A 6839-nucleotide genomic window follows, 5' to 3' on the forward strand; every position below is an offset into this window, starting at 1 on the left:
CTAACAAAAACCATTCCTGTCCGGATAACCATGTTAACACAACACTTATAACAATCGTCCACTGGTTTGTTTTCACAAGCGGCCGTGGGATTGAACGAACTGTTTCTGTCATTTTAATTCCAACCTTTCCTATTGGATTACAATAATTACTCGTGTAATCATTTTACCCGCTTCAACTCCCTTTGTATAGTGATCTGTTTAGGAAAAATGTTTCCAAACGAAAAATGGGCCTCTCACCATTTTGGCGAGAAGCCTATTGATTATTTATTCTTCTACTTCGTGGTTTGGATAATGCTTTAAAAAGTAAACAAGTGATTGCAGCTCCACCGCCAGGTCAATATGATGCACGCGGATCGATGAAGGTACATTCAGTCTCGCTGGTGTAAAGTTTAAAATCCCTTTTACATTCGTTTTCACAAGCTTGTCTGTAATCTGCTGTGCAACCGGGGCCGGCACCGTCAAAATCGCCACCGAAATATTTTCCTCGATCAAATACTGTTCTATATCGTCCATCGAATAAACGGGAACATCGCCTATCGAACCGCCAATTTTTCCGGGGTCCACATCGAAGGCACAAGCGATTTTTGTATTATTATTTTTTAAAAAATTGTAGTGTAAAAAGGCTGTGCCGAGATTACCCACCCCGATTAACGCTACCTTTGTTAATTCATCTTGATCAAGTGTTTTCCGGAAAAACGATAACAAATAGTTTACGTTATAGCCGTACCCCTTTTTCCCAAGGGCCCCGAAATAAGAGAAATCCCTGCGAATAGTGGCCGAGTCCACCTTTACTGCTTCACTCAATTCTGCAGATGACACCCTCTGCTTGCCAGAAGAATGAAGGTTTTGTAAAAATCGATAATATAAGGGCAGACGCTTTGCTGTTGCCTGTGGTATTTTCATCGTTTCATTGGACATATTTCTCCCACCCTTCAATTTTAATGGATATATTAGATTTCTCTTCTAAAATCACCGTTTTTGCCGCCGGTTTTTTCCACCAGAAAGGTTGGTCCAATCACCATCCCTTTATCAACTGCCTTACACATATCATAGACGGTCAGGGCACAAACAGAGGCGGCTGTTAGCGCTTCCATCTCAACCCCCGTACTGCCTTTGGTTTTCACTGATGCAGCAATATGCAGTGTATATTGTTCCTGCCCGGCCTGCTCCCACGAAAAACTAATATTGATACCTGTCAATGGAATCGGGTGGCACATTGGAACGATATCCCATGTCTTTTTCGCCGCCATCACCGCAGCAACCTGGGCTACTGCTAAGACATCGCCCTTTTTCATTTCGTGGTTTGTAATTTTTTCATAAATTTCAGTGCATACGGATATGCTTGACTGGGCTATCGCCGTGCGTGCCGTTTCCGGCTTATCGCTGACATCGACCATCTTGGCCCGGCCTTCTTCATTAAAATGAGTAAATTCAGCCATAAAGAAAATCCTCCTACAAAAAATAATACATTATTTTTTTGTCTATGTGTGTGAAACTTTGAACTAACAGTATATTTTTTTATCATTCCATTAAAAAATTTCACTTCATTGCCGACTTCCGGGTAATACGATACACTAGTCGTAAGGTAATAGAGGTGAAAAAGATGATTTTATTACAGGTTAACCAACTACAAAAATATTATGGTGCTGAACTTATTTTATCGAATATAAAACTGGAATTACAATCCCGTGACCGTGTTGCTTTAGTCGGCCGTAACGGAGCTGGGAAATCAACATTATTGAAAATAATCGCCGGAGAAATGTGCTATGACGGCGGAGAAATCATTAAACCAAAGGATGCTACCATTGGTTATTTGGCGCAAAATACGGGTTTAGAGTCCCATTTGTCCATCTGGGAGGAAATGCTGACGGTTTTCGAGCATCTTCAGGCGATGGAAAAATCGCTCCGGAAGCTGGAAGAACAAATGGCCAATCCTGCTGTTTTCGGGGACCCAGGAAAATATGAAAAGGTATTAAAGGAATATGATGAACTGCAAGTTCAATTTAAAGAGCAGGGCGGCTATCAGTATGAAGCCGATATCCGCTCTGTCTTGCATGGATTAAATTTTTCTGATACTACGTTAATGATTTCAAGTCTAAGCGGCGGACAAAAAACGCGTCTTGCGCTCGGCAAGCTGCTGCTGACAAGACCTGATATTTTAATTCTTGACGAGCCTACCAACCACTTGGATATCGAAACCCTTTCCTGGCTTGAGCAATATCTGCAGGGCTACGCTGGCGCTATTTTAATTGTTTCGCATGACCGCTATTTTTTGGATAAAGTCGTTACAGAGGTCTATGAACTATCGCGCCGTCAAATTCAGCGATTTACCGGAAATTATAGCTCTTATCTTGATCAGAAAGCGGCCAATTATGAACGCGACATGAAGGTTTATGAAAAGCAGCAGGAGGAAATTGCCGCCTTAAAGGATTTCATCCAGCGCAACATCGCAAGGGCCACTACTACTAAGAGGGCGCAAAGCCGGAGGAAGAAGCTTGAAAAAATAGAAATCATGGACCGGCCATTAGGCGATGAAAAATCCGCTTCCTTCTCATTTGAAATTGAGAAGCAAAGCGGCAATGATGTGTTGACTGTTGATTCACTAGCTGTCGGCTATGATGGCGAGAAGGTTTCCAAGGATATTTCCTTTCGTGTGTATAAAGGCGACAGCATTGCCCTTGTCGGCCCTAACGGAATCGGGAAGTCGACCCTTTTAAAAACAATTATTAAAAAGCTTCCCGCTTTGGCTGGAACTATTCAATACGGAACCAATTTGTCCATCGGGTATTACGATCAGGAACAAGCCAACCTAACCTCCAATAAACGGGTCTTAAACGAACTATGGGATGAATATCCACTTAAACCGGAAAAGGAAATCCGCACGGTGCTTGGGAATTTTTTATTTTCCGGTGATGATGTGCTTAAAAACGTTTTGTCCTTAAGCGGCGGCGAAAAAGCCCGCCTAGCCCTTGCCAAGCTAATGCTCGAGAAAGCAAATTTATTAATATTGGACGAACCTACCAACCATTTGGATTTGGACAGCAAGGAAGTACTTGAGAATGCCTTAATTGATTATCCAGGTACTATTTTGTTTGTCTCACACGACCGTTATTTTATTAACAGAATCGCAACTAAGGTACTAGAATTGAGCCCCGAGGGCAGCACTGAATACCTCGGCGACTACGATTATTATGTGGATAAAAAGCTGGAGCAGGAGGAACTTACGGCACTTGCATTGGCTGCCTCCCAGAAGAAGGTTTCTGCTTTAGAGCCTGCTGAAAAAAACAGTTATGAACAGGATAAAGAAACTAAAAAACTGGAACGCCAGAGAAAACGCAAATTGGAAGAAATCGAGGAACGCATTTCGGAGCTTGAAGAAGAGATTCAGAATTATGAACAGCAATTATGCGAGCCAGAAGTTTTTCAGGACCATGAAAAGGTTTTAGAGATTAATTTAAAAAATGAAAAGGCTAAGGCCGAGCTTAACGAATTAATGGAAGAATGGGCCGAACTGGCAGAATAATGTGGATAACCGGACTGCTGAAGTCCGGTTTTTTAATGTGCTTGTAATCCAAAAGGCCTAATTTTCCACAGAATTATTCACATTGTAAATGCCATTATTTCAGTTATCCAATTAACTTTTCCACATTATCCACAAAAAAACGTCTATTTATCCACATTATCAACATTACCCACTGAATTATCCACAAGTCATTTGAATTTTCCACTTTTTCAAAAAAATTTTATCCACAAAATTGCTGTTTTTATATTAGCCAAAATTTAATCAAATGTTTGTTTAACTCTTAAAATGCCTATATTTTAAGCATTTGCCGTTTTCAATCAATCGTTTGATTAGTTTATTGCCCATATCAATTAAACGTTTGATTAGTTTATCAACCAAATCAATCAAACGTTTAATTAGATTTTTTTATTAAAAAGACCCTTCCTTGTTAGGAAAGGTCAGGTGTTATATGTTTCTATATCCAATCCAGGTATTGCGTTTAGTGATAAGTCTGCTCGAATTCCCTTTTCAAACATGACACTTCCGGCAGCGGCTATCATGGCTGCGTTGTCTGTGCATAAGGATAATGGAGGAATAACTAATTCAACATCCGCCTTATCTGAAAATGCCTTTTCCAGGGCTGCTCGAAGCCCCTTATTGGCCGCTACTCCTCCGGCCAATAATATTTGGTTGACACCATATTCTGCAACGGCTCTTACAGTCTTCGTCACCAATACGTCAATGACACTTTCCTGAAAGCTCGCAGCCAGATTCTCCGGAGCAATCGTCTCACCACGCTGCTCGGCATTATGAACCGTATTAATGACCGCTGATTTTAAGCCGCTAAAGCTAAAATCATAGGAGCCTTCCTCCAGCCAGGCACGGGGCAAATCAATAGTCGGACTGCCTTCATGGGCCAAACGGTCAATATGCGGACCGCCTGGATATGGCAGATTTAACGTTCTTGCAACCTTATCATAGGCTTCACCCGCTGCGTCATCCCTTGTTTCGCCAATTACCTCAAATTGTCCATGCTCTTTCATATAGACAAGCTCCGTATGGCCCCCTGAGACCACTAAAGCCAACAAAGGGAATTTCAGCTCTGTCACCAGCCTGTTTGCATAAATATGACCGGCAATATGATGGACTGGCACAAGCGGTTTATTATGAGCAAACGCGAGTGCTTTGGCGGCATTGACGCCAATTAATAGGGCACCCACCAGACCTGGCCCTTCCGTTACCGCAACAGCATCAATTTCAGCAAATGATAGATTCGCCTGCTTTAATGCCTCTTCTATCACGACCGTGATCTGTTCAACATGATGGCGTGAGGCAATTTCCGGAACGACCCCGCCAAACCGTTTATGACTTTCAATCTGCGAGGCAACCACATTGGCCGTTATCTCTCGGCCATTTTTGATAATCGCCACCGCCGTTTCATCACAGCTTGTTTCAATTCCTAATATCAACTGATCTTTTTTCATAAATTCACCCACATTACCAGCGCATCCTCCAAATTATCTGAGTAATAATTTTTCCGGATTCCGCCATTTTGAAACCCTAGTTTGCGATAAAGAGACTGAGCGACATGATTCGTTACCCTTACCTCTAAGGTCATGCTTCTTGCACCCCTCTCACGGCAGACGGATATCAGCTTTCGCATCATCATCTCCCCAAGCTTTTTGCCGCGGTATTCAGGAAGAATCGCGACATTCGTCACATGACCTTCATCAATAACAACCCAAACTCCACAATAGCCAATAATTTTATTTTCATGTTCGAGGACGATATAAACAGCAAAGTTATTATTGTGCATCTCATTATAAAATGCTTCCCTGCTCCACGGGGTTGTAAATGATGCATGCTCAACCTCTAATACTTGATCGATATCCTCTTCCCTCATGTAGCGAAAAACATAAGAATCTTCCATCTTTCTCTATCCTTATCTTTATATAGTTTTCCCTTGCGCCTCTAACCACTTTGCTTCCGCTTCTGCTAACCGAATGTAATTAGGGACAAAGGTGTGTACGTCTACCCCTTGTTTTCCTTTTCCCAGCATGGCCAGCTCGGACGGACGGGGATTGTTTTCTGTTATGCTTGAAAAAACGGCCTGAGTACCAAGTCTCTCTGTTATTCTTTCACGGTGAATTGACAGATCATTGCCGACAAATAGAACCGGTTTGTCCAATTCGGATAACTTCCCTGCCCAGTCAACCGCCATTGTTAATTGATCAGGCTCAATTACTTTTAGCTCTCCATTCTCGACTTGATACAGACCTGTATAAACCTGTCCCCGTCTCGCATCGAATATCGGGGAAATAAGCCCGTCAAAATATCGCCCGGGCCCTACTGCCAGAATTTCAAGGCTTGATATTCCAACAAGTGGAATGTTTAAAGTCCATGCTAGCGTTTTTGCTATCGTAACGCCGATTCTAACGCCTGTATAAGATCCAGGGCCTTTGGCGACGACGATTTTTGTTAAGTCGGACGGCACCCTTTCACAATCCTTCATTAACGTCTGAATGGCAGGCATGATCCGGACAGAATGGTTCTTTTTCAAATTTGTTATGTACTCGCCGAGTACTTCTTTCTCTTCTAAAAGTGCTACTCCTAAGGCATAATTAGACGTATCAATTGCTAAAATGGTCATGCCAAAATCTCCTTACATAATTGCTCATACCGCTCACCTTTTGGTACCAATACCAATCTTCTATGGTCTTCCCGATCGCGATATAAATAAATAGTCAGCAGTTCCCCTGGCAGCTGGTCTTCAATTAAATGAGCCCACTCAACCACTGAAACCCCATCGCCTTCAAAATATTCATCAAAGCCCAGGTCTTCCATGGAATCTGCTACCCGATAGACATCCATATGATATAATGGCAGCTTGCCTTTATATTCTTTAATAATCGTAAAAGTTGGACTGTTAACAGTTTTTTGTATATCTAAACCTTTTGCCAAGCCCTGGGTAAAGGTGGTTTTTCCTGCACCCAAATCACCCTCAAGTGCTATCACATCACCCGGCTGCAAAAGCTCAGCCAATCTTGCGGCAAAATGTCCAGTTTCCTCCGCATTAGCTGTCTTCCATTCAAATTGGTTCATAGCATCACCTTTTAACCTTACCATATCTATATCTTCATTTTACCTTAATTACGTGCAAAAAAAACCTTAGGAAGCTTCCTAAGGGTGTAATTATATATGTATGAAACAAAAATAGGCATAAAAAAAGCCGAAACATTGTTTCGTGCTTGTTTTTACGTATAAATGGCGGTCTGGACGGGACTCGAACCCGCGACCTCCTGCGTGACAGGCAGGCATTCTAACCAACTGAACTACC

General features: G+C 42.2%; 7 protein-coding genes and 1 tRNA gene. 1 reads left to right on the forward strand and 7 read right to left on the reverse strand.

From position 1 onward, the window contains the following. Positions 1–264 precede the first annotated feature (264 nt). Both KHB02_RS29065 and moaC read right to left on the reverse strand, forming a co-directional pair. On the reverse strand, positions 265–918 hold the full coding sequence (locus KHB02_RS29065) for a redox-sensing transcriptional repressor Rex (RefSeq protein WP_213148372.1): 654 nt from the start codon (positions 916–918) through the stop codon (positions 265–267). Between the two features lie 32 nt (positions 919–950). Next, positions 951–1439 carry a cyclic pyranopterin monophosphate synthase MoaC gene (gene moaC / locus KHB02_RS29070; RefSeq protein WP_213148373.1) on the reverse strand — a complete coding sequence of 163 codons (489 nt, stop codon included), beginning with the start codon at positions 1437–1439 and terminating at the stop codon, positions 951–953. A 164-nt stretch (positions 1440–1603) separates the two neighbouring features. Here moaC and KHB02_RS29075 point away from each other — a divergent pair, with 164 nt between their 5' ends. Beyond that, the gene (locus KHB02_RS29075; RefSeq protein WP_213148374.1) at positions 1604–3523 is read left to right on the forward strand and encodes an ABC-F family ATP-binding cassette domain-containing protein; all 1920 of its coding nucleotides are present in this window, start codon (positions 1604–1606) and stop codon (positions 3521–3523) included. A gap of 437 nt (positions 3524–3960) precedes the next feature. Here the strand turns inward: KHB02_RS29075 and tsaD are convergent, their stop codons facing one another. The 5 genes from tsaD to KHB02_RS29100 form a co-directional block, all read right to left on the reverse strand. Then, the gene (tsaD, locus tag KHB02_RS29080) at positions 3961–4986 is read right to left on the reverse strand and encodes a tRNA (adenosine(37)-N6)-threonylcarbamoyltransferase complex transferase subunit TsaD (RefSeq protein WP_213148375.1); all 1026 of its coding nucleotides are present in this window, start codon (positions 4984–4986) and stop codon (positions 3961–3963) included. Next, complete coding sequence (gene rimI, locus KHB02_RS29085; RefSeq protein WP_213148376.1) at positions 4983–5432, reverse strand: ribosomal protein S18-alanine N-acetyltransferase; 450 nt, start codon at positions 5430–5432, stop codon at positions 4983–4985. Before rimI ends, tsaD begins: the two co-directional genes overlap by 4 nt. 18 nt (positions 5433–5450) lie before the next feature. Further along, entirely contained in the window at positions 5451–6152 is a 702-nt protein-coding gene (gene tsaB, locus KHB02_RS29090) for a tRNA (adenosine(37)-N6)-threonylcarbamoyltransferase complex dimerization subunit type 1 TsaB (RefSeq protein WP_213148377.1), read from the reverse strand. Next, positions 6149–6604, reverse strand: coding sequence for a tRNA (adenosine(37)-N6)-threonylcarbamoyltransferase complex ATPase subunit type 1 TsaE (gene tsaE / locus KHB02_RS29095; RefSeq protein ID WP_213148378.1), 456 nt, complete (start codon positions 6602–6604; stop codon positions 6149–6151). The genes tsaB and tsaE overlap by 4 nt, the downstream gene beginning before the upstream one ends. Before the next feature lie 163 nt (positions 6605–6767). After that, positions 6768–6838 (reverse strand) — tRNA-Asp (locus KHB02_RS29100). Position 6839 lies beyond the last annotated feature (1 nt).

The organism is Neobacillus citreus (assembly GCF_018343545.2).
In the GTDB taxonomy this organism is placed as follows: domain Bacteria; phylum Bacillota; class Bacilli; order Bacillales; family Cytobacillaceae; genus Neobacillus; species Neobacillus citreus.

Excerpts from the sequence above, each read along its gene's own strand:
- KHB02_RS29065 (WP_213148372.1), bottom strand. The coding sequence starts at position 918 with ATGTCCAATGAAACGATGAAAATACCACAGGCAACAGCAAAGCGTCTG.
- moaC (WP_213148373.1), bottom strand. The coding sequence starts at position 1,439 with ATGGCTGAATTTACTCATTTTAATGAAGAAGGCCGGGCCAAGATGGTC.
- KHB02_RS29075 (WP_213148374.1), top strand. The coding sequence starts at position 1,604 with ATGATTTTATTACAGGTTAACCAACTACAAAAATATTATGGTGCTGAA.
- tsaD (WP_213148375.1), bottom strand. The coding sequence starts at position 4,986 with ATGAAAAAAGATCAGTTGATATTAGGAATTGAAACAAGCTGTGATGAA.
- rimI (WP_213148376.1), bottom strand. The coding sequence starts at position 5,432 with ATGGAAGATTCTTATGTTTTTCGCTACATGAGGGAAGAGGATATCGAT.
- tsaB (WP_213148377.1), bottom strand. The coding sequence starts at position 6,152 with ATGACCATTTTAGCAATTGATACGTCTAATTATGCCTTAGGAGTAGCA.
- tsaE (WP_213148378.1), bottom strand. The coding sequence starts at position 6,604 with ATGAACCAATTTGAATGGAAGACAGCTAATGCGGAGGAAACTGGACAT.